21 protein-coding genes are annotated in these 22,447 nt (G+C 65.8%); 13 read left to right on the top strand and 8 right to left on the bottom strand.

The features are described from left to right. Window positions 1–16: 16 nt before the first annotated feature. Complete coding sequence (locus VHA82_RS11100; RefSeq protein WP_325543515.1) at window positions 17–1,069, bottom strand: MBL fold metallo-hydrolase; 1,053 nt, start codon at window positions 1,067–1,069, stop codon at window positions 17–19. A gap of 226 nt (window positions 1,070–1,295) precedes the next feature. On the opposite strand from VHA82_RS11100, the gene VHA82_RS11095 reads away from it, so the two are divergent. Together VHA82_RS11095 and VHA82_RS11090 are read left to right on the top strand one after the other, a co-directional pair. Further along, complete coding sequence (locus VHA82_RS11095) at window positions 1,296–1,868, top strand: hypothetical protein (RefSeq protein WP_325543513.1); 573 nt, start codon at window positions 1,296–1,298, stop codon at window positions 1,866–1,868. Continuing rightward, window positions 1,865–2,515, top strand: coding sequence for an RES family NAD+ phosphorylase (locus VHA82_RS11090; RefSeq protein ID WP_325543511.1), 651 nt, complete (start codon window positions 1,865–1,867; stop codon window positions 2,513–2,515). The genes VHA82_RS11095 and VHA82_RS11090 overlap by 4 nt, the downstream gene beginning before the upstream one ends. A gap of 3 nt (window positions 2,516–2,518) precedes the next feature. Here the strand turns inward: VHA82_RS11090 and VHA82_RS11085 are convergent, their stop codons facing one another. Next, on the bottom strand, window positions 2,519–3,388 hold the full coding sequence (locus tag VHA82_RS11085) for a helix-turn-helix transcriptional regulator (protein WP_325543509.1): 870 nt from the start codon (window positions 3,386–3,388) through the stop codon (window positions 2,519–2,521). Window positions 3,389–3,460: 72 nt separating this feature from the next. On the opposite strand from VHA82_RS11085, the gene VHA82_RS11080 reads away from it, so the two are divergent. From VHA82_RS11080 to VHA82_RS11070, 3 genes are read left to right on the top strand one after another with little or no spacing between them, the layout of a single operon-like run. Continuing rightward, on the top strand, window positions 3,461–4,699 hold the full coding sequence (locus VHA82_RS11080; RefSeq protein ID WP_325543507.1) for an MFS transporter: 1,239 nt from the start codon (window positions 3,461–3,463) through the stop codon (window positions 4,697–4,699). Between the two features lie 49 nt (window positions 4,700–4,748). Beyond that, window positions 4,749–6,362 (top strand): ExeA family protein, encoded by a 1,614-nt coding sequence (locus VHA82_RS11075; RefSeq protein ID WP_325543505.1) that lies wholly within the window; start codon window positions 4,749–4,751, stop codon window positions 6,360–6,362. 18 nt (window positions 6,363–6,380) lie between these two features. Continuing rightward, window positions 6,381–7,067 (top strand): general secretion pathway protein GspB, encoded by a 687-nt coding sequence (locus VHA82_RS11070; RefSeq protein ID WP_325543503.1) that lies wholly within the window; start codon window positions 6,381–6,383, stop codon window positions 7,065–7,067. 9 nt (window positions 7,068–7,076) lie between these two features. Here the strand turns inward: VHA82_RS11070 and VHA82_RS11065 are convergent, their stop codons facing one another. Continuing rightward, entirely contained in the window at window positions 7,077–7,781 is a 705-nt protein-coding gene (locus VHA82_RS11065; RefSeq protein ID WP_325543501.1) for a hypothetical protein, read from the bottom strand. 162 nt (window positions 7,782–7,943) lie between these two features. Here VHA82_RS11065 and VHA82_RS11060 point away from each other — a divergent pair, with 162 nt between their 5' ends. After that, complete coding sequence (locus VHA82_RS11060) at window positions 7,944–8,516, top strand: polymer-forming cytoskeletal protein (protein WP_325543499.1); 573 nt, start codon at window positions 7,944–7,946, stop codon at window positions 8,514–8,516. Between the two features lie 12 nt (window positions 8,517–8,528). Here the strand turns inward: VHA82_RS11060 and putA are convergent, their stop codons facing one another. Further along, entirely contained in the window at window positions 8,529–12,254 is a 3,726-nt protein-coding gene (gene putA, locus VHA82_RS11055) for a trifunctional transcriptional regulator/proline dehydrogenase/L-glutamate gamma-semialdehyde dehydrogenase (protein WP_414708645.1), read from the bottom strand. 65 nt (window positions 12,255–12,319) lie between these two features. On the opposite strand from putA, the gene VHA82_RS11050 reads away from it, so the two are divergent. Beyond that, complete coding sequence (locus VHA82_RS11050) at window positions 12,320–12,793, top strand: Lrp/AsnC ligand binding domain-containing protein (protein ID WP_325543495.1); 474 nt, start codon at window positions 12,320–12,322, stop codon at window positions 12,791–12,793. Between the two features lie 4 nt (window positions 12,794–12,797). Here the strand turns inward: VHA82_RS11050 and VHA82_RS11045 are convergent, their stop codons facing one another. After that, on the bottom strand, window positions 12,798–14,135 hold the full coding sequence (locus VHA82_RS11045; protein ID WP_325543493.1) for a sorbosone dehydrogenase family protein: 1,338 nt from the start codon (window positions 14,133–14,135) through the stop codon (window positions 12,798–12,800). A 150-nt stretch (window positions 14,136–14,285) separates the two neighbouring features. Here VHA82_RS11045 and VHA82_RS11040 point away from each other — a divergent pair, with 150 nt between their 5' ends. Further along, the gene (locus tag VHA82_RS11040; RefSeq protein ID WP_325543491.1) at window positions 14,286–15,137 is read left to right on the top strand and encodes a class III extradiol ring-cleavage dioxygenase; all 852 of its coding nucleotides are present in this window, start codon (window positions 14,286–14,288) and stop codon (window positions 15,135–15,137) included. A gap of 12 nt (window positions 15,138–15,149) precedes the next feature. On the opposite strand, the gene VHA82_RS11035 is transcribed toward VHA82_RS11040, so the two are convergent. Both VHA82_RS11035 and VHA82_RS11030 read right to left on the bottom strand, forming a co-directional pair. Next, window positions 15,150–15,536: a hypothetical protein gene (locus VHA82_RS11035; RefSeq protein WP_325543489.1), complete on the bottom strand. Its 387-nt coding sequence runs from the start codon at window positions 15,534–15,536 to the stop codon at window positions 15,150–15,152. A 41-nt stretch (window positions 15,537–15,577) separates the two neighbouring features. Further along, complete coding sequence (locus VHA82_RS11030; RefSeq protein ID WP_325543487.1) at window positions 15,578–15,811, bottom strand: hypothetical protein; 234 nt, start codon at window positions 15,809–15,811, stop codon at window positions 15,578–15,580. Between the two features lie 803 nt (window positions 15,812–16,614). Between VHA82_RS11030 and VHA82_RS11025 the strand changes: the two genes are divergently transcribed. The 5 genes from VHA82_RS11025 to VHA82_RS11005 all read left to right on the top strand — a co-directional run bounded on the left by VHA82_RS11025 (window position 16,615) and on the right by VHA82_RS11005 (window position 21,302). Then, a complete protein-coding gene (locus VHA82_RS11025) occupies window positions 16,615–17,979 on the top strand; it encodes an ABC transporter substrate-binding protein (RefSeq protein ID WP_325543485.1) in 1,365 nt (454 codons plus the stop codon). A gap of 79 nt (window positions 17,980–18,058) precedes the next feature. Beyond that, window positions 18,059–18,943 carry a branched-chain amino acid ABC transporter permease gene (locus tag VHA82_RS11020; RefSeq protein WP_325543483.1) on the top strand — a complete coding sequence of 295 codons (885 nt, stop codon included), beginning with the start codon at window positions 18,059–18,061 and terminating at the stop codon, window positions 18,941–18,943. After that, window positions 18,933–19,871, top strand: a complete 939-nt coding sequence (locus VHA82_RS11015; RefSeq protein ID WP_325543480.1) for a branched-chain amino acid ABC transporter permease — start codon at window positions 18,933–18,935, stop codon at window positions 19,869–19,871. The genes VHA82_RS11020 and VHA82_RS11015 overlap by 11 nt, the downstream gene beginning before the upstream one ends. Continuing rightward, window positions 19,855–20,595 carry an ABC transporter ATP-binding protein gene (locus tag VHA82_RS11010; protein WP_325543478.1) on the top strand — a complete coding sequence of 247 codons (741 nt, stop codon included), beginning with the start codon at window positions 19,855–19,857 and terminating at the stop codon, window positions 20,593–20,595. Before VHA82_RS11015 ends, VHA82_RS11010 begins: the two co-directional genes overlap by 17 nt. Beyond that, complete coding sequence (locus VHA82_RS11005) at window positions 20,595–21,302, top strand: ABC transporter ATP-binding protein (protein ID WP_325543476.1); 708 nt, start codon at window positions 20,595–20,597, stop codon at window positions 21,300–21,302. Before VHA82_RS11010 ends, VHA82_RS11005 begins: the two co-directional genes overlap by 1 nt. Window positions 21,303–21,334: 32 nt before the next feature. Here the strand turns inward: VHA82_RS11005 and VHA82_RS11000 are convergent, their stop codons facing one another. Beyond that, entirely contained in the window at window positions 21,335–22,273 is a 939-nt protein-coding gene (locus tag VHA82_RS11000) for a LysR family transcriptional regulator (protein WP_325543475.1), read from the bottom strand. Window positions 22,274–22,447 lie beyond the last annotated feature (174 nt).

Genomic DNA, 22,447 nt, shown 5'->3' with positions numbered 1-22,447 from the left:
GCGCACCTCGCCGTCGTCACGGCGTCCTTCCCTCGCGCAGCGCATACCCCGCTTCCTTCCACGCCTTCATCCCGCCGTCCAGCGCCACCGCGCGCTGGAAGCCCATCTGCCGCAGCGTCGCGGCGGCGAGCGTCGAGATGCGTCCGAAGTCGCAGCAGGTGACGATGCGCCGCGTCGGATCGGGCAGTTCCTGGTTCACGCGCAACTCGAGCTGCCCGCGCGGCAGGAGCTGCGCCGTGGGAATGTGCGCCTCTTCGTAGGCATCGCGTTCGCGCACGTCGAGCACCACGAGGTCCGGGTCGCCCGCATCGATGCGCCGCTTCACTTCCGCCATCGACATGAAGGGCACCGCGGCCGCGGCTTCGGCGAGCATTTCGGCCACCGTCTTGCCGCCGCTCAGGTTCGTGCGCAACGCCTCGGTGATATGCGTCGGCATGCCGAGGTTCAGGTTGGCCATGAGTTCGACGAATGCCGCGCGGTCGCGCACCTGCAGGCGCGGATTGTTCGCGATCTCTTCGCCGATGGTGGAGTGCGTGCGGCCCTTGTAGTCGTGCGCGGGAAAGACGAGCAGCGCCGGATCGAGCTTCACGAGCTTGCCGAAGAGGCTGTCGTAGAGCGCATTCGAGTCGCCGGTGGGCAAGTCGGTGCGGCCGGTGCCGCCGATGAGGAGCGTGTCGCCCGTGAAGACGCGGTCCTCGCTCACGAGGCACATCGAATCGCGCGTGTGCCCGGGCGTGTGCAGCACCTGCAGGCGCAGCTTGCCCACGACCACCATGTCCCCGTCGTCCACGCGCATGTCGACGTGCGGCGCGGTGGTGGCCCGGTGCATCACGACGGGGGCCTGCGTCTGGCGAGCGAGCATGCGGCTCGCGGAGAAGTGGTCGGCATGCGTGTGCGTGTCGATCACGTAGCGGATGCGCAGCCCGTCGCGCGCGGCGAGCGCGAGGTAGCGGTCGATCTGGCTCGTTTCGGGATCGATCACCGCCGCGGCGCAGGTGTCGGCGCAGCCGACCAGATAGGACTGGCAGCCGCCCGTCGTGACGTGCTCGAAGATCATGGTGCGGGGCATGATGCCGTGTGGAGGAATGGAGGTCAACGGCGGCGGAACAATTCGCCGCGAGCCCGCTGGAGTTGAATTCGTGAAGGGCCGCCGGCGCGTTCGCCAACTTCACGGTATGATGCCGTGCATGAGTCCCTCCACACACGGCCGAATCCCTCACCCCGGCGGGAGGGCCGCGCAATCCCATTCGAGGGAGCTCGCGCGTCACTTCGGCCAGTACCTTCCGGAGGTGGTTGTGAAGGACGCCGAGAACTTCGCGAGCGCCGCCGCCGAGGACCTCGATGCCGTCGCCCACGTGCTCGTGGAGCTGGCTCCGGTGGTCTTGCGTCTTGCCCGCGAGCGCAAGACCGAAATCCGCACGGAGCTGCTGCATCAATTCCTCGGTGGCGCGGTGGCGCCCACCCCCGTCGACATCGAAGAGGCGCGCTTGCGCGCCGAAGCCGTGCGGCGCGTGCTCGCGGGCGCGAAGTGGGTTCCGGCGGCGGACCTCGCCGCGATCGCGAACGTCACGGTGCAGGCGGTCATGGGCTGGAAAGGCAGGGGCCGGATCTTCTCGATCCAGTTCGAAGGCAAGGATTGGTACCCGCTCTACGCGATCGACGACACCAACCGCCCGATCCGCGAGCTCGCCGAGGTCATCCGGCTTCTGATGCACGAAGCGGGCTGGAGTTCGATGGGCCTGGCCGTCTGGTTCGAAAGCACATCGGCGTTCCTGAAAGGCGGGCGGCCGCGCGAATCGCTCGCGCGCAATGCGCCTTCCGTCGTCGCCGCCGCGAAAGACCTCGTCGGCTACGAGCGCAACGCTTGAGCGGCGCGGGCAGCCTGGCCGCGCGGCTCGATCCCGCGCATCTCGGCCTGTACGACTGGCCCGGCGGCGAATTGCATCGCGTGCATCCGCTGCCGTTCGGGCCTTCGCAGTTCAATGGCCGCGCGGACGGCTACAGCGCTCGCTTCTCGCCGCTGCAACTGGCGCACGGCGCTGTCGTGCCGACGATGTATGCGGGCAGCACGCTCGACGTTGCGCTGATGGAAACCGTCTTTCACGACGCGCCGCGGCACTCCGCCGGGTTCATTCTGAGGATGTCGCGCTCCAACGAGCATCGCCGCGCGGCACGCGTCGCGGCACCGCCGATGCGGCTTGCGGATTTCACGGGTGTCGGCCTGCGAAAGCTGGGCCTTGCCCGTGCCTCGGTTATCGACAGTGCCAAGAGCGCCTACCCGCGAACACAATTGCTCGCCCGGTGGGTCCACGCGCACCCCGCGAAGCCGCGCGGCATCGTCTGGAGTTCGCGCCAGGATGACGCCGGGCTTGCATTCGTCCTCTTCGGAGACCGCGTCGCCGCGCGGGACCTTGCGGTGGTCGCGGGGGACCTCCCGCTGACTTCGGGCGCCGTCCAGGCCGCGATACAGGCGCTGGCGACACGCCTGGGTGCGGCGGTGTTCCTGGATACGTGAACGTCACGCGCTGCCCGCCGGCCGCTGGAACTGCCGTGGCGACTGTCCCATCGCCGTCTTGAACATCGCCGTGAACGCGCTGTCGCTCGCATAGCCGCTCGCGGCCGCGACGTGGCCGACGGGCATGCCGCGCGCGAGCATCGGCAGCGCATGCGCGAGGATCGCCTGCTGGCGCCACTGCTGGTAGCTCATGCCGAGCTCGTCGCGAAAAAGCCGCGCCATCGTGCGCTCGCTCGCACCCACGACGGCCGCCCACTGCGCGAGCGTCGAACGCTCGGAAGGCGCTCGCAGGACAGCCTCGCACAGCGCGCGCAGACGCTTGTCGCCGCTCTCGGACGAGGGCAGCGGCACGCCCAGCGGATGCGTGTCCGCGGCGGCGATCTCGTCCAGCACCAGTGCCGTGAGACGCGCCTCGCGTTCGCGCGCATGCGCGCCCTGCGCGAGCGCATCGAGCGCCGACACGAGTTCGCGCAGGAGCGGCGACACGACGATGACGCGACAACCCCGCACGCGCTCCGGGACCGCGCTCGCATCGATGTACAGCGTGCGGAACTGCGCGTCTTCCAGCACGTGCACCGAATGCCGCGCGCCCGGCGCGATCCATACGGCGCGCGAGGGCGGCACGATGTAGGTCACCTCGTCGGTGCGCATCGCGCGCGCGGGCGCGTCCGCATCGCGCGATGCATCGCCGGCCGCGGCGCTCACCTGCACGATGCCGCTTGCGCAGTACGCGAGCTGCGCCCACGCGTGACTATGCGGTTCGAAGTGCGTGTCGGCCGGCAGCGCGCGCGAGCGCAGACGCACCGGGTGCTCCGGCGTGGGCCGGAAGACATCGGTGTCGCTCAGCGGAACTGCGAGCTTGCGGCGCGGCACTTGGCGGATTTTCGCAGAAAGCTGTCGTTATGTCGCCGTTCAGAAACCGGCGGGCCGCCTACCATAGCCGCCATGGGTACTTCGAGCATTTCGGGCACGGCCGCGGCCCTGCCCGCCGCGCCTTTGCGGCAGGACGCCTCCGTGATCGGGCTGGTGGGCATCGCGCACATGATCAGCCACTTCTGCCAGCTTCTGCTCGCGCCGCTCTTTCCATGGCTGAAGGACGCGTTCCACGCGAGCTACACCGAGCTCGGCTTCCTGATGACGGTGTTCTTCGTCGTGTCGTGTTCCGTGCAGACGGCCTCGGGCTTTCTCGTGGACCGGTTCGGGCCGCGGCCGATCCTCTTCGGCGGGCTCTTTCTGCTCGCGGTCGCGGCGTTCGGCTTCGCCGCGAGCCCCAGCTACTGGTCGCTCGCCTTCTTCGCGGTCGTCGCGGGCGTGGGCAACGGCGTCTTCCATCCGGTGGACTACACGCTCATCAACCGCAAGGTGAGCCCGCAGCGCCTGGGCCACGCCTACAGCGTGCACGGCCTCACCGGCAGCCTGGGCTGGGCGCTCGCCCCGGCCGTCACGGTGCCGATCGCGCTGGCGTATTCGTGGCGCATGGCGCTCGCCGTGGCCGGCCTGATCGTGGTTGCCGTGATCGTGCTCGTGTTCGTCGGCCGCAAGCCTCTGGAACAACCGGCCGCGGCGCCTCATGCCGCGCACGGCGCGGAGGGCAGCTTCGATTTCCTGCGCATTCCGGCGGTGTGGATGTGCTTCGCGTTCTTCTTCTTCTATGCGATGGTGCTGAGCGTCGTGCAGGCCTTCGCGCCGACGGCCGCGCGGCATCTGCACGACGTTCCCGTGGCCATGGCCGCGGCGTGTCTGAGCATCTACATGGTGTGCTCCGCGGGCGGCGTGGTGCTCGGCGGCTTTCTCGCTTCGGACCCGGTGCGCTGCGAGCGCGTCGTCGGCCTGGGCTTCGGCGCGGCGGCGATCATCGCGCTGGCCGTCGGGACGCTCGCGCTGCCGGCCGCGCTGGTGCCCGTGCTTTTCGGCGTGATGGGCTTCGTCACGGGCACGGCGGGCCCGTCGCGGGACATGCTGGTCAAGCGTTCCACGCCTGCCAATGCGACTGGCCGCGTGTACGGTGTGGTCTACGCGGGCCTGGACATCGGCCAGGCCGTGGCGCCGCTCATCTTCGGCGCGCTGATGGACCACCAGCAGTACCAGGGTGTGTGGCTCGGGCTCGTTCTCACGCAGGCCGTGCTGATCGCGAGCGCGTTCAACGTGCGCCGCGCCCGCAAGACGGCGCTCGTGCCCGCCTGAGGGCGAGGCCGCGGCGGCGCGGTTACATGGCCGCGCTATCCTTCGCGCCATGTACACCGCGTACTTCGGCCTGAAGTTCGAGCCGTTCTCGATCGCGCCCGACCCGCGCCTGCTTTTCATGAGCGAGCGGCACCGCGAGGCGCTCGCGCACCTGCTTTACGGCGTGCGCGGAGGCGGGGGCTTCGTGCTGCTCACGGGCGAGATCGGCACGGGCAAGACGACCGTGAGCCGGTGCTTTCTCGAGCAAGTCCCGCCCGAGTGCAACGTCGCCTACATCTTCAATCCGAAGCTCACGGTGCTCGAACTGCTTCAGACGGTGTGCCACGAGTTCGGAGTCGACGTTCCCCGGCGCGAGGCGCCCACGGTCAAGGAGTTCCTCGATCCGCTCAACGCCTTCCTGCTGCGCGAGCATGCCGCGGGTCGCAACAACGTGCTCGTGATCGACGAGGCGCAGAACCTGTCGGCCGACGTGCTGGAGCAGCTGCGCCTGCTCACGAACCTGGAGACGAGCGAACGCAAGCTGCTGCAGATCGTGCTGATCGGCCAGCCGGAGCTGCGCGAGATGGTCGCGCGGCCCGAGCTCGAACAGCTCGCGCAGCGCGTCATCGCGCGCTATCACCTGCAGGCCCTCGGTGAAGCGGAGACGCTGCAATACGTGCGGCACCGGATGGATGTCGCGGGGCTGGAGCGGCCGCTGCCCTTCGACCGGGGCGCGCTGAAGCGGATTCACCGGCTCACGGGGGGTGTGCCCCGGCGCATCAACCTGCTGTGCGATCGCGCGCTGCTCGGCGCCTACGGCAGCGGGCAGGCGACGGTGACCCGGCGCATCGTGGACCGCGCCGCGAGCGAAGTGTTCGACGCGGGCTCGACCCCGAAGGCGCGGTGGCGGCGGCCCGCGTACGCACTGGGCCTGGCGCTCGCAGCGGGTGCGGGGCTGGTCGCTGCCACGCGGACTGCCGAGCACGACACGCAAAACGGCACGCAAAACGGCACGCAAATCGGCACGATCTGGCCACCGGACCGCGCGGCCATCACATCTTCCGTGGCGCCCGCGGCCGCGTTGCCCGCGGCGAACGCCGGCGTGCAGCGAGACACGCCTGCCGCCTTGATCGACAACCGCAACGATGCCTGGCGCGTACTCGCGCGCGGCTGGAAGGCCGACGTCGGCGAGGGCGATGCGTGCGATGCCCTGCAGCGCCAGCACGTGCAGTGCTTCAGCGCCCGCAGGATCGGTCTCGCGCTGATCCGCGAGCTCGATCGTCCCGGCATCGTGCGGCTGGACGCGGGCTCGATCCGGCCTTCGTATGCGATTCTCACGGCGCTTGGCGAACACAGCGCGACGCTGCGCGCGGGCGGCCGCGAACAGGTCGTCACGCTCGCGGCGCTCGCCGAGCGGTGGGACGGCGACTTCTCGACGTTGTGGCGCAGTCCCGAGGGATACAGCCCGGGTCGGACGGCCGCGCCAGCCATCGCATGGCTCGCCGGTCGCCTGGACACCGCGAGCGCGAAGGGCAAGACGCGCGCGGGCGACCTCACGAACGAGATTCGCGTATTCCAGTCCGCACACGGCCTGCCCGCGGACGGGATGCCGGGGCCCATGACATTCATGCAGGCCAATCGCGTGAGCGGCGTCGACGAACCGCGCCTCGCGAAGGCGCCCTGAAACCCGATCGCGAGAGCCATGTCCTACATCCTCGATGCCCTGCGCAAAGCCGATGCCGAACGCGAGCGCGATCCCGCGCGCGGCATCCACGCGCATCCCACGCCGGTCGTGGCCGAGCCATCCACTGGGATGCAACCGGCCGTTGTCGCGGGCATCGTGCTCGCCGCCGTTGCCGTAACGGCGCTCGTATGGTGGCTGTGGCCTCGCAATGAATCGGGTGTCGCGGATGCTGCGACGTCCAGGCCGCAAGTCACGCAGCCCATCGTGCAGGCTGAAATCCAGCCGCCCGCGCCGCGGCAGGCACCGCCTCAGGCGGTGGTGGCCGCGGCCGCAGTGCGCGCACCGGCGGCGATGCCTTCATCCGCCGCCGCGGGTGCCACCCCTGCCACACCTGCATCGCCCGCATCGCCTGCATCGCCTGCGATCCCAGCGGCGCAGGAACCCGCCGCGAAACCGCCGGCCGCGGCCCCGAGCGAGCGCATCGTCACGTTCGCCGAACTCCCCGCCGACGTGCAGCAAGGCTTGCCGAAGCTGCCGATCTCCGGTGGCGTCTATTCGCACAACGCGTCGCAGCGCATGCTGCTCGTCGGCGGGCAGCTTGCCACCGAAGGCACGGAAGTCGCGCCGGGTCTCGTGCTGGAGCAGATTCGCCCGAAGTCGGCGGTGCTGCGCTTTCGCGGCTGGCGCTACGTCGTCGACTTCTGAAGTCCGCCCTCAGCCGTCGTCGCTCGCGAGGTGCTGCGGCGGCTGGTACACCGACCAGCGCCCGTCCTTGAACAGGTAGAGCGCCGAGGAGATGCGGCTGCGTTCGTTTTGCATGTAGATTGCGGTGGCGCTGAAGCTGAGGCCGATCAGCGCCGACGGGTCGCCCGCGGGTGCGAAGAGGAGGCTGCCGCGACGCGGGATCGATACGACGAGCCCCTCGGGGTGTTCGCTCAGTTCCTGCAGCCAGAACGCTCGATCGAGGATGTAGCTGCTCGCGAGGTCGGGTTCGCCGGCATCCACCTGCATCACGCCGGCGCCGAGCGGCCGCACCTGGGGTGCGCCATATTTGCGCCGCATGTTCGCCACCGCCTGCGCGAGCGCCTGCTCAGGATCGAGGTGCAGCCGCTCGAGATCGTCGGGACCCGCGCTCTGCATCGAATGCTCGCCGTCGAAGACGAGCCGCACGTGCGTGTCGCCGAGGTAGTGGAACCAGCTCGCGGCGATCTGCACGTCGCGGCCGTCCGGCAGTGTGGCGTGCACGATGCCGATCGGCTTCAGTGTGTCGTCGGCCTGGCTGGCTCCGGGCGATGCGCGCAGCACCGCGAGCAGGTTGCCCGCGCTCGTGTCGAATTCCTCCGCACCCGGAAGCTGCGCGAAAGCAGCGCATGCCACGAGGAACGCCAGCATCGCGGCGCTTCGCAATGAGCGACCCATGTCGATTCCCCTCGCTTGGTCCTTGCCATGCATGCTGCCTGTTCGAGGGGCGCCGCGCAAGCAATGTTACCGATCTTGCGGCGCGCGATGAACATGTAATCGCGCGGGCCTCTTAGCATCGGCGGCTCGTCCACACGCACTCACACACGAGGAAAGAAATCCATGGCACTGCAGTCCCCGTTCTTCAACAACAACAAGCGCGAAAGCGAAGACAAGCGCGAACCGTGGCGTCCCGGCACGAGCCCCAATGCCAGCGCCGTCGCCGCGGGCGCGACGAGCGCGGCGGGCAGTGCACCGGCCGCCACATCCACCGTGGCCCCGCAGCCCGCGACGCAGCCCCCGAAGGAAGGCGAGAGCAAGCTCACGGTCGGCCCCAACATCAAGTTGAAAGGCGTGGAGATCACCGACTGCGACACGCTCGTGGTCGAAGGCTCCGTGGAGGCCACGATGGACTCGCGCGTGATCCAGATCTCCGAGCGAGGCGCGTTCAAGGGTTCGGCCGACATAGACATCGCCGAAATCCGCGGTCTCTTCGACGGCAACCTCACGGTGCGTCAGAAGCTCGTGATCTATTCGACGGGCAAGGTGACGGGCCGCGTGCGCTACGGCAAAGTCGTGATCGAGGAGGGCGGCCAGCTCTCCGGAGAGATCGAGTACGGCACGGCGCAGTCGCGCGGCGCGAATGCGGCCGCGGCACGCGCCGGGTTGCAGCAGGTGCACTCGTCGGTCGGCTGAACGCGCGGGCCCTCAACCGATCGTCATCAGCGACGCGTTGCCGCCGGCCGCGGCCGTGTTGACGCTGAGTGCGCGCTCGACGACGAGCCGCTCCAGCGCAACCGCCGTGTCGCCGGGCGCGAGCCGCTCGACGCTCACGACCGGCCCCTCGCGGCGGCAGAGCGTGCGCTGCACGTTCGCGAGTTCGTCGAGCGATCCGTGCAGCAGCACGGCCTCGTACGCCACGCCGGGTGCGGCCCAGTCGCGCGCGAGCACGACTTGCGCCTGGACTCCCGAAGGCAGGCGCTGAAGCAGGGCTTGCGAATCGGCGGGCCAGACGGCGCGGCTACCCACCGCGAGCACCGCGGCGAGCTGAACGAGCCGGTCCGCATCGTTCGCGGCGAGACAGAGCACCGAGGAGCGCGGGCTCAGCGAATACACGTTGCGTTCGCCCGTGGGGCCGGGCAGGGCGACCGATGCCGCCGTGCGCGCCGCGCTCGCGAAAGCCTCGCACGCTGTCGCGAGCCGCGTGTCGTTCGCACGCGCCCATTGCGTCAAGGCACGCGCTGCGTCGGTCTGCGCTGTCGGGCGATGCATCGTCGCGCCCGCATCGGCATCGACCGCCCGAGCCAGCACGTCGCCGGGCCGCTTCGTGAGCAGCCGGTACAGGTAAAGCGGCCCGCCCGCCTTCGGCCCCGTGCCCGACAGGCCTTCGCCGCCGAACGGCTGCACGCCGACCACGGCGCCCACCATGTTGCGGTTCACGTAGACATTGCCCGCGTGCGCCGCGCTCACGACGCGCGCGATGGTTTCGTCGATGCGCGTGTGCAGGCCCATCGTGAGGCCGTAGCCCGTGCCGTTGATCTGCGCCACGAGGCCGTCCAGTTCCTCCCGGCGATAGCGAACGAAATGCAGCACCGGGCCGAACACTTCGCGCCGCAGTTCGGAAAGACTGTCGATCTCGATCAGCGTGGGCGCAACGAAGGTGCCGGGCGGCCGCGATGCAGGGTCGTAGCCGGCGAACTGGTGAACGCGATGTCCCTTCGCACGCATCGCCTCGATGTGACGATCGACGTTCGCCTGCGCCTCGGCATCGATCACCGGTCCGACGTCGACGGCGAGCCGCGAAGGATTGCCGATGCGAAGTTCCGCCATCGCGCCCAGGAGCATCTCGAGCAGCCTGTCGGCCGCTTCTTCCTGCACGCAGAGCACGCGCAGCGCCGAGCAGCGCTGGCCCGCGCTGTCGAAGGCGGACACGAGCACGTCGTTCACCACCTGTTCGGCAAGTGCGGAGGAGTCCACGATCATCGCGTTTTGCCCGCCCGTTTCGGCGATGAGCGGTGTCGCGCGTCCGTTCGTGTCGACACGGCCTGCCACAGCGGCCTGCAGCAGTCGCGCGACTTCGGTCGATCCCGTGAAGAGAACGCCTTGCACGCGCGGATCCGACACGAGCGCGGCGCCGACCGTGGAGCCTTCACCGGGCAGCAACTGGATCGCGTGCCGGGGAATGCCCGCGGCCCACATCGCGCGCACGGCTTCGGCGGCGACGAGCGGCGTCTGTTCCGCGGGCTTCGCGAGCACGACGTTGCCGGCCGCGAGCGCCGCGGAAATCTGGCCGACGAAGATCGCAAGCGGAAAGTTCCACGGACTGATGCACACGACCGGCCCGAGCGGCACATGCGTGGCGTTGTCGAAATGCGCGGCGACTTCGCGTGCGTAATACCGCAGAAAATCGACGGCCTCGCGCACTTCGGCGACCGCGTTCGATGCCGTCTTGCCCGCTTCGCGCATCAGGATCGCCATGAGGCGCGGCATGTCGGCTTCGAGGCGATCGGCGGTCGATCGCAGCATCCGCGCGCGTTCGGCGGGGGACGTGCCGGCCCATGAGGCCGCGGCGCGAACGGCGCATTGCAACGCGAGCTCGATGTCTTCGCGCGACGCGGCCCGCACGGTGCCCACCGCGTCCGAGCCGTCCGCGGGATTGCGCACGGGCTGCGGCGCCTCGCCCCGGGCTTCTTCGGCAAGCAACGGGCCCGCGGAATGCGATTCACCGGCGAGCGCCTCGAAGCTCGCCGCGAGATCGTGCAGCTGCGATTCGCTTGCGAGGTCGATGCCGCGCGAATTGCGCCGCATGGGCCCGTACAGATCGCGCGGCAGCACGATCGCGGGGTGCGGCAGCCCGATCGTGCCTTCGCCTTGCGCGAACGCCTCGATCACCTCGACGGGGTCGCGCACGAGCGCCTCGACGGGCAGCGACGTATCGGCGATGCGGTTCACGAACGACGTGTTGGCGCCGTTTTCCAGCAGGCGCCGCACGAGGTAGGCGAGCAGCGTCTCGTGCGTGCCCACAGGAGCATAGATGCGGCAAGGGCGCCCCAGCTTGCCCTGCGCGGGATCGCCGACCACCTGCTCGTACAGGGGCTCGCCCATGCCGTGCAGGCACTGGAATTCGTATTGGGTGGGTGTATAGCGGCTCGGGTCCGCGAGTTCGTGGATCGCGGCGAGCGTTTGCGCGTTGTGGGTCGCGAACTGCGGATACACCGCTTCGGGCGCCGCAAGCAGCTTGCGCGCGCACGCGATGTAGGCGGCGTCGGTGTAGGGCTTGCGCGTGAAGACGGGGTAGTCGTCCTGGCCTTCCACCTGCGCGCGCTTGATTTCCGAATCCCAGTACGCGCCCTTCACGAGGCGGATCATGAGACGCCGGCGGCTGCGCCGCGCGAGATCGACGACGTAGTCGATGACGAAAGGCGCGCGCTTCTGATACGCCTGCACGACGAAGCCGAGGCCGTTCCATCCTTGGAGCTGCGGGTCGAACGACAGCATCTCCAGCAGGTCCAGCGAGAGCTCGAGCCGGTCGGCCTCCTCCGCGTCGATGTTCAGGCCGATGTCGTACTGCTTCGCGAGCGCGCCGAGCCGCACGAGCACGGGGTAGAGTTCGCCCATCACGCGGTCGTACTGCGAGCGGCTGTAGCGCGGATGCAGCGCCGAGAGCTTGATCGAGATGCCGGGACCTTCGTGGATGCCGCGGCCGGCGGAGGCTTTGCCGATCGCATGGATGGCGGTCTCGTAGTCGCGCAGGTAGCGCTCGGCGTCGCGCGCGGTGACGGCCGCCTCGCCGAGCATGTCGAACGAGTACCGGAAGCCCTCGCACTCTCGCTCACGCGCGTTGGCAAGTGCTTCGGAGATCGTCTCGCCTGTTACGAACTGCTCGCCCATCATGCGCATGGCCATGTCCACGCCCTTGCGGATGAGCGGCTCGCCGCCGAGGCCGACGAGGCGGCCGATCGCCGCGGAGAGCCCCGATTCGCTGTGCGTCGCCACGAGCTTGCCGGTGATGAGCAGGCCCCAGGTGGCGGCGTTCACGAAGAGGGAAGGGCTCTGCCCCAGGTGCTGGTGCCACTGGCCCTGCGCGATCTTGTCGCGAATCAGCGTGTCGCGCGTGGCGGCATCTGGAATGCGCAGCAGCGCTTCGGCGAGGCACATGAGCGCGATGCCCTCCTGCGAGGAAAGCGCGTATTCCTGCAGCAGGTTCTGCACGATGCCCGCGCGGCCGGCCGCGGCTTTGCGATGGCGAAGCGTGCGGGCAATGCGAAGCGCGAGCGACTGGGTCTTCTCGGCGATGTCCGGCGGCACGCGCGCGGCGTCGACGATGAGCTTCACCGCGTCGGGTTCGGGCATGCGCGAGGCCGCGGTGATGGCACGGCGAAGCGGTTGTCCAGCGAGCTCGGAAGGTTCGTAGAAGGAGTTCACATCCTCGATGTTGCGGTTTCCGGCTAGGATATTGTTTCGATTTTCGAGCCCTTTGCCGAACGATTCGCTAGCGCATGCCCGGCCTGGACGATCTGGACCGCACCGACCGCCGCATCCTGCAGCAGCTGCAGGACGACGGCCGCATCTCCAATCTGAAGCTCGCCGAAGCCGTGGCCCTGTCGCCGACGGCGGTGCTCGCGCGGGTGCAGCGCCTCACGCGCGAAGGCTACATCGAGGGCTATGAGGCGCGCCTCAACCCGCGCCTCGTCGGCGCGGGGATGCTGGTGTTCGTCGAGGTGCTGCTGGACCGCACCACGCCCAATGTCTTCGATGAATTCCGCGCCGCCGTGCAGGTGCGTCCCGAGATCCTCGAGTGCCACATGGTGGCCGGCGGCTTCGACTACCTCATCAAGACGCGCGTGGCCGACATGGATGCCTACCGTTCTTTCGCGGGCACGGTGCTGTGGCAGTTGCCGGGAGTGCGCGAGACGAGGACTTACGCGGTGATGGAAGAAGTGAAGCACTCCACGAAGCTGTACATCCCCTGAAGGCTCAACTCGCGGCCGACACGCGCCACACGGCGTTGCCGACGTCGTCGGCCACGACCAGCGCACCCTTCGCGTCGATCGCCACGCCGACCGGCCGGCCGTAGGCCTTGCCATCCTTCGACAGAAAGCCGCCGAGGAATTTCACGGGCGGACCGGAGGGCTTGCCGTCCGCGAACGGCACGAAGGCCACCTGATAGCCCGCGCGCGGCTTGCGGTTCCACGAGCCGTGCTCGCCGATGAAAGCGCCGCTCGCGTAGTTCGCCGGCATGCGCGAATCGGAGAACGTGAGCCCGAGCGGCGCCACGTGCGAGCCGAGGCCGTAGTCGGGCGGGATCGCCTTGGCGACCATCTGCGGGTTCTGCGGCTTCACGCGCTTGTCCACGTGCTGGCCCCAGTAGCTCCAGGGCCAGCCGTAGAAGGCGCCGTCCTTCACCGAAGTGAGGTAGTCGGGCACGAGGTCATTGCCGAGTTCGTCGCGCTCGTTGGCGACGACCCAGAGCGTCTTCGTCTGCGGCTCCCACGCGAGCGCGGTGGGATTGCGCAGGCCCGTGGCGTAGATGCGTTTGCCACCGGTCGCGAGATCGATTTCCCAAACGGCCGCGCGGCCCTCTTCGGAGGCCATGCCGTTGTCCCCGATGTTGCTGTTGGAGCCGACCGTCGCGTAGAGCTTCGAACCGTCGGGGCTCGCGAGAATGTTCTTGGTCCAGTGATGGTTGGCGCCCGCGGGCAGGTCCGTCACCTTCACGGGCTTGGCGGTGATCGATGTCTGACCGGTCTGGTAGGGGACTTTGACGATGGCGTCCGCATCCGCGATGTAGAGCGTGTCGCCCACGAGCGCCATGCCGAACGGCGAGAAGAGGCCCGACATGAACACGGTGCGCGTGTCGGCCACGCCGTCGCCGTTCGTATCGCGCAGCAGGATGATGCGATTGGGACTCGGCACGCCCGCGCCCGCGCGTTTCTGGATGATGCCCATCGCCCGGCCGCGCACGCCCTGGGCCATCTTGTCCTTCTGCCCGTCGAGCGGCGGCGGGCGATTGCTCTCCGCGACCAGCACGTCGCCGTTCGGCAGCGCGTAGACGCAGCGTGGATGCTCGAGCCCGGTCGCAAGCGCCGTCACTCTGAAGCCTGCGGGCGGCGTGGGCATCGCGCCTTTCGGCCAGCCTTCGGCGGGCGCGATGTGCACGTTGGGGATGAAGCCGTCCTTCTTCGGCGCGGGCAACGTGGGATTCGGCCCGACACCCGTCGGCCAGGAGTTGCCTTGCGCGAGGAGTGCCGTGCAAAGAACCGCGGCGGCCAGCGCGACGGCGGCCTGGCGGCAGGAGGAGGGTACGCGTTTCATACCGTAAGTGTGTGCAGCGTCCCGCCAGGGGAATGTAGGACGCGCCCCCGGATGCGGGCTGCGGACTCGGCGGTGGCATGGGGAAAGGGAGCGCGACCGGAAGGCTCATCGGTGACGAGGAAGGCGCGGCTGCGGTATTCTTCGTCACGCATGACACGACTGCCGACTTTCTTCCTCTCCCACGGTGGCGGCCCGTGGCCATACATGATGGACGAGCCGGACACGCGCGCGAGATTCGCGCGCATGTACGCTGCGTTGCAGGCGATTCCGCCATCGCTGCCCGAGCGGCCGAAGGCTGTGCTCGTCGTGTCGGGCCACTGGGAGGAGGCGGAGTTCACGGTCGGCACCTCGGCGGCGCCGGGCATGGTGTTCGACTACTACGGGTTTCCCGAGCACACGTACCGCATCAAGTATGCGGCGCCGGGCTCACCCGAGGTGGCGCAGCGAGTTGTCGACCTCGGGCGGCAAGCGGGGATCGTCGTGCGCACGGATGCCGAGCGCGGCTTCGATCACGGCACGTTCAGCATGTTGCAGCCGATGTATCCCGATGCGGATGTGCCGGTCGTGCAACTGGCGATGAAGGCGAACATGGACCCGGCGCAGCACTTCGCGCTTGGCAAGGCGCTCGCGCCGTTGCGCGATGAGGGCGTGCTGATTCTCGGCAGCGGCCAGAGTTACCACAACCTGCGGCGGTGGAATACCTCGGGTCGGCAGGCCTCCATCGCTTTCGACGGGTGGTTGCGCGACGTGCTGTTGCGCAGGACCGGGGTCGAGCGGGAACGCGCACTCGAGCACTGGGAGGAGGCGCCTTCCGCGCGCGTCGCGCATCCGCGCGAGGAGCATCTGATTCCGCTGATGGTGGTGGCGGGTGCCGCAGCGGAGGAACCGGCAACGGTCGTCTACGGTGAAGACTTCTTCGGCGCGCTGCATGTGTCGAGCTTTCGCTTCGGCAGCGACACGACGGCGACGGGCTTCGACGATCTTGGCGTGTCTGCGCGGTGAGTTTTCAAGTTTTCACCATTGCGGCAAGTCCAGCAGGAATTGAACGAAGATTCTGTCCGAGGTGAGCGATACGGCTTTCCCGAGCAGGTGGGCGTTGTCGCTGGACAGGGACTCGTGTTGCAGCATCACCGGGCCGACGGACACACCGTCGTCGACCAGAGTGCCGACGATGCGATATCTGAAAAGGGCGGGTTCGCCGTAAGTGACGGGCTCATCGGATTCGCCGGGATCGGGGTCGATGAGCTTGATCGTGGGTTCTTCATCGGCACCTGCTTCAGTCAGGCGGTAGTCGGAGGTTGTGAACAGATTCAATAGCACCCTCCGCTGATCCCCGACATCGAGAGTCGGCCTGCTCGGCGCGAACACGACGAGGGTCCGGCCATCGACTTCCAGCGTCACTTCTGCTCGGACGTTCTCATTAAGTGCTTTGACACTTACGGCTACTGGATGTCTTTGGAACATTCTTGTGAGTGCCGGAATCGCCGGCGGGAGTGGTATACGTCGATGGTATCAGTTTTGCGGTGAGGCTGGAACAGGTGCGTGGCGTGGCCGGGATGCCTCGAAGCCGCCGTGCCGATGCCGCCGCGCATCGACGCGCGCGAGATGCTGCCCGTCGTGAGCAGCTGAGCACCCTGCACGAGTGCATCGACGCGCCTCTTGGTCCAGGTGTGCATGTGCCCCTGCTGCTCGACATCGAATTTGCGCTGGCGAGTTCGTCTGGCGACACCACGGCAATGCGAAATTGGAATCCGACCCCAATTGCCTTCCCCGACCCCAATTGCCTTCCCACTTGCCTTCGCCCCCCGGGTTCGGATTCACGCTGACCGTGCTTGCGTGGCCGTGTGGGTGGCTTTCGGCACCGGCGCGGTGGTGACACAGGCCGCCGAGGCCGTGGGCGCGTGCTGTCGCTGGCGGTGTACCAGATGCGTACCGCGTAGTCGCCTTGCACGGTCAGCGCGGCGGCCACCTGGCTCACCGGCGTCCCATTGGGCACGCCCGCAACGCGTCACCCCTTCGGTGATCGCCGCATCGAAGTTGGTGTGTCAAGGGTCGCCGAATTTTCCCCAGTCGGAGTGAAAGCGGCTGGAAGTCGATGTGGCAGGGCTTCCTGGCTCGAGTGCTTGCAGAAACCGAGGTCACGGAGCTTCACCGAACATGACCTCCGAGCGAAGGTGGCGAGTGACGCCATGAGCCTGGAGCATGCCCAAGCTTTGCTCGCACACGCCGACAGCCGGACGACGAACCAAGCCGCGGGGGAGACATCTGCGACGTCTTCCCCACGGAAGACGCAAGACTGCAAAATCCCGAAGTGGTTCTTGACGTCTTTCGCCGCGGACGTTTGTGTCCGGGCGGATTGACAGTCCTCCGAGTTCACGAATGGCCTTCTTAGACTCGCCAAGGAATGCATTCGGCGCATATTCAATATGCAAACGCAACGTTGACAACGCGGGGGCCCCAACCCACTATCCCCCTTGTTTTGATCCAAGTCAAAGAGCAGGGGGAACGCGCGGAGCCGTCATATCTGCAAGCGCGGATAGCCGAGGACGGGACTACTTTGGTTGCAGAGAGCAGCGGCACAGGGCGTGTCGCTGCCATTTTCAAAAAATTCGGAGACTCTATGTCGCAATACAGATCCTACGCCGCTGGCGTTCTTGGCGCCTGGCACGCGTGGCGTTTTCTCACGGCAGCTGCAATGGCAGGCGCGTGTTTGATGCCTGCGCAGGCAAGTGCCCAAGAAACCATCAAGGTCGGTTTCTTCGGGCCGCTGACCGAGGCATTCGCCGGCCTCGGCGTCGATGCCAAGAAGGGGGCGAATCTCGCTGTGAAGCAGGCGAACGAAACGGGAGGCGTGAACGGCCGGAAGATTGAGCTGGTGCCGTACGACGATCGTGGCAACCGCACGGAGGCGGTGGCGGTCGCGCGCAAGCTGATGGAGCAGGACAAGGTCGTCGCTATCGTGGATGGCTCCTTGAGCCTGACCAGCATCGCGGCAGCACCAGTGATCAACGAGGGCAAGGTTCCGATGGTTGTTGCCTACTCCAACGCGGTCAATGTGGTGAAAGGCAACGACTACGTGTTTCGCTGGGCAAGCGTGGCCGACGTTCAGGGTTGGGTAATGGTGCACGAGGCGTACCAGCGGGGACAAAAGCGCTTCGCCCTCTTGATGCAGGACGAAGAATACGGACACGGCATCATCAATGGGGCTGAGCAAGCGATCAAGAAGCTGGGCCTTCAGGTCGTTTACAAGAAGGCTTTTGCCCCGTCGGAAAGAGAATTCCGATCGATGCTCACTGAGATCAAGAACCTGAACCCGGACGCAGTGCTCATGAGTGGCTTCGGCCCGGCACTTACTGCGGTTGGCCGACAGGGCAGCGAGCTGGGCGTTTTCCCGAAAGCCCAGTTCTATGGTAGCTGCGACCTCAATGAGATCGATTGGTTCAGGGGTATCGGCGAGAACGGTGACGGCACGATGGCCACCCTTGAATTCATCGTGCCTACCGACCACGCCATTACAAAGAAGTTAATGGCCGACTGGGAGAAGGAATACAAAGAGAAGATCATCACGCACGAAGCCGGGTTGACTTATGACGCTACTCGTCTGATTATCGACGCCATCAAGCGTGGTGGAGCGACCCGCGAGGGCATTCGCAAGGCACTTGCTGAGACGAAGAGCTTCACAAACCTGTCCGGGGTGAACGTTTCGTTCACCGAGCTGCGTGAACCAATGCTCCCGATCGCCCTCGGGAAGTGGGACAAGTCGAAAAAGGTGTTCAGCCTCGTCAAGTTCATTACCGATCCTGCGCTGATCGACCCGCGCCCCTGGTATCAGTACTACAAGTGAGCTCAACTCGAGTGTGGCTTAATTCCGCCCGCGACACAGGCCGCTGGCAGGATAAGTTCAATCTTCAAAGGATTCACCGATGAATGGCGCAGTCATAGGCCAGCAGTTGCTGAACGCTCTGGCGTTGGGATCCGTATACGCAATGATCGCAGTGGGGCTCGCAATGATCTACGGCGTCATGCGAATCCTTCACATCGCACACGCGGGCGTGTTCGTTGCCGGTGCCTATCTCGGCCTCTACCTCTTCAAGGCCTCTGGAAGTTTCGTGTTCGCGCTGACTGGCTCGATGTTAATCACTGGATTTCTGGGCGCGATGATTGAACAGCTTGTCTATCGTCCGATGCTCGCGAAACCGCGCATTGTCGCGCTGATTGCAAGCATTGGGCTATTCATATGCCTGTCTGACCTGTTCCGGATCATCGCGGGCCCGTTCCAACTGCCTTTCGACTATCCACCTCTCAGCGGTCAGCTAGCGTTCGCGGGGGTCACAATTCCGAAAGTGGACTTTGCCATCATCGGCGGCACGCTCGGCATCTTCGCGCTCCTGTGGTTCATCATGCAGAAGACGCGCATTGGCTTTGGAATCCGCGCAGTGGCGCAGGACGCCGACGCCGCGAAGATGATGGGCATCAATGTGGATCGCAGCATCCAAATGGTGTTTTTCCTGAGCTCCATGATCGCCGCGTTCGGCGCCATCATGGTCGCGATTCTGTATAACTCCGTTTATACGTCGATGGGCGACATGATCGGCTACAAGGCGCTCGCACTTATAGTGATAGGAGGCTTCGGCAGCATTCCAGGGGCCATCCTTGCCGCTCTCCTTCTCGGTTTCACCGAAACCTTCTTGACGACGTACTCTGTGGTTCCACTCTCGCGCGAAGCCATTGCAATGCTAATGCTCGTGCTGGTGATCCTCATTCGCCCGCAGGGCCTGTTGGGAAAGGGGCCTGGCTATGCTCGATAGTTACGTCATCACCATCATGTCGATGATGGCCATCTGGAGCATCGTCGCACTCGGCTTGAATGTGATGACCGGATGGGCTGGTCAGCTGAACCTGGGAATTGGCGTCTACATGGGCACCGGCGCGTACGTGTCAGCCATGCTTACGACAACGGCTGGCTTCACCTTTTGGGGCGCGCTTGTGCCAGCGGTCGTCGCCGCAAGTGCGATGGGCCTGCTGACCGCGCTTCCCGCACTCAGAGTGCGCGAGGATTCGCTTGCGGTCCTGACCATCGGGCTGGTGTTCGTCTTCGAGTCCCTGCTGGTCTATCTCCCGTATTTCGGCGGTCCGGTGGGTATCAGCAGAATCCCGAAGGCTTTCTTCGGTGGCGAGGCACTCAGTGGGGGCGCGTATCTGGTTGTCGTACTTCTGGGACTGGCCTTGGCCATCGCGGTCTGCTGGTATTTGAAGCAAACGTGGATGGGTCTGGCGCTCGAGAGCGTCCGCGAGGACGAACATGCGACGGCCGTCATCGGCATCTATCCGGTCCGGTTCAAGTTGTACGCGTTTGCGATCGGAGGTGCGCTGGCGGGCCTCGGCGGTGTGCTCTATGCACACTTCATGCGATTCATCACGCCGTACGACTTTGGCTTCATGCCTTCCATCTTCGTGCTTGTGATGCTGGTATTTGGCGGGCTCGGCACGATTCGCGGCGCCGTGTTCGGCGCCTGCCTGCTGACGGCGCTGCCGGAACTGATCCGCTTCGTGCAGGACTACCGCAGCATGGTGTACGGCATCGTTCTTGTTTTACTCATGCTTTACGAGCCACGCGGCCTGCTCGGCGATGGCAGTTTTGCCTGGAGACAGATTCAGCGGGGTGTCGCCAAGGTACGGTCTTTTTTTAACAAGGTGATCATCGCGAACGGAGAGATGTATGCTAAAAATCCGTGAGGCCTCACGGCACTTTGGCGGGTTGGTCGCGGTCAATCAGATCTCTTTCGACGTCGCGCCGCGAGAAATCCTGGGTGTGATCGGTCCGAACGGCGCTGGCAAGACAACATTCTTCAACCTGGTCAGCGGTGCAATTCCGCTATCCAGCGGGCAGATCACCTTCGAAGGGAAATCCACCGGCGCAATGCGCCCTCACCAAGTCGCGCATCTGGGAATCGGCCGAACCTTCCAGATCGTGCGGCCCTTTGGCGAGCTGAGTGTCGTCGAAAATGTTCTCGCAGGACTTGGTGCGCGCTTCTGCAACAGCCTCTGGCGGTCTCTGCGGATCTGCCGTGGCCGCGCGCATCTTGGGGAGGCGCGCGGACTGCTTGCCCGCACGCACCTGCTCAAGTACGAGAACGAGCCAGCGCGAAACCTGCCGCTTGGCCTGTTGCGCCGGCTGGAACTTGCCCGAGCCTTGGCATTGCAGCCCAAACTCATCCTTCTGGACGAATCTTTCTCGGGCCTGAGTCACTCCGAGTGTCTATCTTTGGTCGAGTTGGTGAAGACGCTGCGCGAGGATGGAATGACGGTTCTCCTCATCGAACACAACATGCAGATTACGATGAATCTGTGCGATCGGCTGGTTGTGCTTGACCGCGGCGAGAAGATCGCGGAAGGCCTTCCACACGAAATCCGCAGCAATGAACGCGTCATCTCCGCGTACCTCGGGAGTGACGACTGATGATCCAGCTGGAAAACCTGAGCGCCTACTACGGCCGCGTGCAATCGCTTCGCTCGGTATCGATGAAGCTGGAGGCTGGGAGGATCTATGCCGTTCTAGGCGCAAACGGGGCGGGAAAGACAACTCTCATGCGAAGCATTCTGGGCCTTGTGCGTTCCACGGGCACGGTTCGTTTTGGCGGCGAAGACATCAGCACGCTGCCGACGCATGAGCGAATTCGCCGCGGCATCGGCATCGTGCCGGAAAATCGCCGCTTGTTCGCGGACTTCACGGTAGGTGAGAACCTCCGGATCGGAGCAGTCAATCGGAACGATCGCGCTCAGGTTGAAGGCGATGTTGAAGAGATGTGCAATATCTTTCCGATCCTTGGAAGGCGGTTTGGACAACCTGCCCGCACCTTGTCGGGAGGTGAGGGGCAGATGCTTGCGCTGAGCCGTGCGCTCCTGTCCAACCCAAAGCTGCTGCTTCTCGATGAGCCATCTGTCGGCCTGATGCCCATTGCTGTCTCGGACATCTTCAAGATGGTCGCCAAGATCAGCGCGAAGAAGGGACTCACCGTCTTGTTGGTCGAGCAAAACGCGAAGAAGGCGCTGCAGATCGCCAACTACGCAGCGATCCTGGAGCTCGGTAGCCTGACTTTCCAAGGCGACGTCGACACGTTGAAGTCCGACGACAAGCTTCAAGCAGCCTACCTGGGCGGCCACTAGGCGTACAAGCGGCCATCGCCACAGAGTGGGCTCTAGTCCTGGTCCTGGGACTGGACGTTGCCGGTTCGACGGGAAGCATACAGATCGACTAAGACGTTCCGAAGCCAGCGATTCTTCGGGTCTCGATGAAACCTCTCGTGCCAGAACATCTTGACTCCGTAAGAGGGTATGACGATCGGAAGAGGCATGATCGATATCGGGAGCAGAGTGGCATAGAACTCCGCCAGGGTTTCGGGCATGACGGCGATCAGGTCGGTATTCGCGACGACTTCCGGAACGGAATGAAAGGTCGGAACATGCACTTTCGTGCTGCGCGCGAGCCCGCTGTGCTTGAGGATGGGATTGAGCTGCTCGTGCACGTAGCCGGTGGGGTCGACCACCACGTGGAACGAAGCACTGAATGCCTTGTGCGTCATGCCCTTTACGAACATGGGGTGCCCCGCGCGAGCGATGCAAACGTACTGTTCGCGGTAGACGCGCTTTTGCCGGCAGCCGGCTATGAAATGCGTAAACGTTCCTACCGCCAGATCCACCTCGCCGGACTCCAGCTCCAGGTGGGGCGCCTTCTGGGGCACCGGCGCGATGCGCACCGACGTACCGGGCGCTTCTTTTGCAAGCCTCGTCATAAGCTTGGATAGATACAGCGTCTGGCTGACCTCGCTCATGATGACCGTGAACACGTGAGTGGAGGTCTGGGGTACGAAATTCGGTTGTTGCTCCAGCCCGCCTCGCAGCAGCGCAAGAGCTTCCTTCACCGATCCCGCAAGTCGGGCGCCGTAGGGCGTCGGCTGCATGCCACTCGCGGTGCGAATGAAGATTGGATCATTCATTTCGGTCCGCAGCCTCGCAAGAGCGTGGCTCGCGGCTGACTGGCTCATACCGATCTTCTCGGCGGCCTCACTGATGCTTGCGTGGGCAAGCAGGGCATCGACAAGCAGAAGCTGATTCAGTTGGATTTCGTTCAGTTCCATGGCGTTCCGGCAAGCAATGGTGATGGTCGCCTAGGGAAGGTCTGAACAACGCGCAAACGCGCACGATTTGAGCGCGCGCGTGTTGCGGGACTTGAAGGATTGCATGTTCAAGGCGTCTTTGCGTGAGATTCGGCGTCGTTCTTGGGCGTCATGCGATCTGCGGACGCACCTGCC

Origin of the sequence: Ramlibacter sp. (assembly GCF_035548915.1) — a bacterium.
Taxonomy (GTDB): domain Bacteria; phylum Pseudomonadota; class Gammaproteobacteria; order Burkholderiales; family Burkholderiaceae_C; genus Ramlibacter.
This window is presented reverse-complemented; position numbering and strand designations above follow the sequence as displayed.